This is a genomic window from Pseudooceanicola lipolyticus, assembly GCF_002786325.1.
GTDB classification, from domain to species: Bacteria; Pseudomonadota; Alphaproteobacteria; order Rhodobacterales; family Rhodobacteraceae; genus Pseudooceanicola_C; species Pseudooceanicola_C lipolyticus.
The window spans coordinates 1-2,669 of record NZ_PGTB01000289.1 but is presented as its reverse complement, the minus strand read 5'-3'; the positions used below and the strand labels follow the sequence as shown (position 1 = coordinate 2,669).

2 protein-coding genes are annotated in these 2,669 nt (G+C 67.6%); one reads left to right on the top strand and one right to left on the bottom strand.

The window, feature by feature from the left end; translation table 11 throughout:
* Nucleotides 1-59: 59 nt before the first annotated feature.
* Nucleotides 60-1,451: a magnesium transporter gene (gene mgtE / locus CVM52_RS25070; protein ID WP_100164991.1), complete on the bottom strand. Its 1,392-nt coding sequence runs from the start codon at nt 1,449-1,451 to the stop codon at nt 60-62.
* Between the two features lie 131 nt (nt 1,452-1,582).
* Here mgtE and guaD point away from each other — a divergent pair.
* Nucleotides 1,583-2,669, top strand: a 1,087-nt coding sequence (gene guaD, locus CVM52_RS25065) for a guanine deaminase (RefSeq protein WP_100164990.1), incomplete at its 3' end; no start/stop codon positions are given.

Here is a 2,669-nt window from a genome sequence, read left to right as displayed (position 1 = left end):
CGTCGCCCGCCGCGCAAAGGCCGCCGCGCGCGCCGCCGCCTTCTCGCCCGCCGGCCCGATCACAGCAGGTACAGGGCGGCAAAGCCCAGGAAGGCGAAGAACCCCACCACGTCGGTCACCGTGGTGACAAAGGCACCCGAGGCTAGCGCCGGATCGACCCGTAGCTTGTCCAGCAGCACCGGGATCACCGTGCCGGCCAGCCCGGCCACCACCAGGTTGATCACCATCGAGGCGGCGATCACCGCTGCCAGCCCCAGCGAGCCGAACCAGACCAGCCCGACCAGCCCCATGATCAGCGCGAAGGCCAGCCCGTTCATCAGCCCCACCAGCACCTCGCGCCGGATCACCCGCCACACGTTCGAGCCGGTCAGGTCCTTGGTGGCGATCGCCCGCACCGCCACGGTCAGCGACTGGGTGCCGGCATTGCCGCCCATCGAGGCGACAATCGGCATCAGCACCGCCAGTGCCACGAATTGCGCGATCACCCCTTCGAACTGGGCAATCACCAGCGAGGCCAGGATCGCGGTCACCAGGTTCACCCCCAGCCAGGGAAAGCGGCCGCGCACCGTGTCGATCACCCGGTCCGCCAGCGAGCCCTCGCCCACCCCGGCCAGGCGCAGGATGTCCTCCTCGTGTTCCTCGTCCAGCACGATCATCGCGTCGTCGATGGTGATCTGCCCCACCAGCCGCCCGTCCTCGTTGACCACCGGCGCCGAGATCAGGTGATACTGGTTGAAGGCATAGGCCACGTCGCCCTCGTCCTGGGTCACCGGGATCACCCGGAACATCTCTTCGGTCAGCTCGGCCAGCGGCACCTCGCGCCGCGACGCCATCACCTTGCCCAGGGTGACATTGCCGATCGGGTGCATCCGCGGATCAACCAGCACGATGTGATAGAACTGGTCCGGCAGCGTCTCGGCCGAACGCATGTGGTCGATCGCCTGGCCGACATTCCAATGCTCGGGCGCCACCACCACCTCGCTCTGCATCAGCCGCCCGGCCGACCCCTCGGGATAGGACAGCGCCTGCTCGACCGCGGCGCGGTCCAGCTCATCCAGCGCGTCCAGAATCGCTTCCTGCTGCGGCTCTTCCAAATCCTCGACCAGGTCGACCACATCGTCGCTGTCCAGCTCGCGCACCGCCTCGGCCAGGACATGCGGCGACAGGATGGCGATCACCTCCTCGCGGATGCCCTCGTCCAGCTCCGACAGGATCTCGCCGTCGAATTCGCGATCATAAAGCCGGATCAGCCGCGCCCGGTCATAGGCGTTGATCTGTTCCAGCAGGTCGGCGATATCGGCTTGGTGCAGCGGCTCCATCAACTCGACCAGCTTGTCGCGGTCGTCGATGTCGACGGCATAGAGAATCGCCGCCACCGCCTTGCGGTCCAGCGTATAGGCGCCGTCCTCGCGCTCCTGCTCTTCGGCCAGGTCCTCGGCGTCCGTGTTCATCTTTACCCCTTCCGCGACTGGATTGAATTTTGAAGAAGGTCCAACCGGAAAACAATGACAATAGCATGATTTACCCCGCGCCGGGCGAAGTCTAACCTAGCCCGGATACCAAACGGCCGGGGCGGCGCAAGATGGAAGACGACATCATTCTGACAGGCCGGGTTCTGTCCTTCACGCGCACGCCCTTCGAGGGCGACGCGGCGGGCGCCGCGCGCACCGACGAGGCGGTTGCGCTTTCCGGTGGCCGGATCGCGGCGCTGGGCCCGCTGGAGACGCTGCGCCGCGCCTTTCCCGGCGCCGGCATACGGGACTATGGCAACCGGCTGATCACCGCCGGCTTTGTCGATGCCCATGCGCATTACCCGCAGACCGCGATAATCGCCAGCTGGGGCAAGCGGCTGATCGACTGGCTGAACAGCTATACCTTTCCCGAAGAGATGAAATTCGCCGACCCGGCCTATGCGCAGGAGATCACGGCGCGCTATCTCGACCTAACGGCGGCGCATGGCACCACCACCATCTGCACCTATTGCACCATCCACCCGGCCAGCGTCACGGCGATCTTCGCCGAGGCCGAGAAGCGCGGCCAGCGCCTGGTGGCCGGGCGCACCTGCATGGACCGCGACACCGCGCCCGAGGGGCTGCGCGACACCGCGCAAAGCGCCTATGATGAAAGCCGCGCGCTGCTCGAGACCTGGCACAACCGCGGCCGCCTCTCCTATGCCATCACCCCGCGCTTCTCGCCGACCTCGACGCCGGACCAACTCGCGGCGCTGGGCAGCCTCTGGGCCGAACATCCCGACTGCCTGATGCAGACGCATCTGTCGGAACAGACCGACGAGATCGACTGGGTGCTGGGCCTCTATCCGCAGGCGCGCGACTATCTCGACACCTATGAACGCTTCGGCCTGCTGGGCGCCCGCGGGCTCTATGGCCATGCCATCCACCTGGAACCGCGCGAACGCGACCGCCTGCGCGAAACCGGCGCGGCGCTGGTCCACTGCCCGACCTCGAACACCTTCATCGGCTCCGGCCTGTTCGACCTGCCCGGCCTTGCCGGCGACGGCCAGCGCATCGGCCTGGCCACCGATACCGGCGGCGGCTCCTCCTTCTCGATGCTGCGCACCATGGCCGCCGCCTATGAAATCGCCCAGCTGCGCGGCACCGCGCTGCACCCGGCCCAGCTGCTCTGGCTGGCCACCGCCGGCTCGGCCGGGG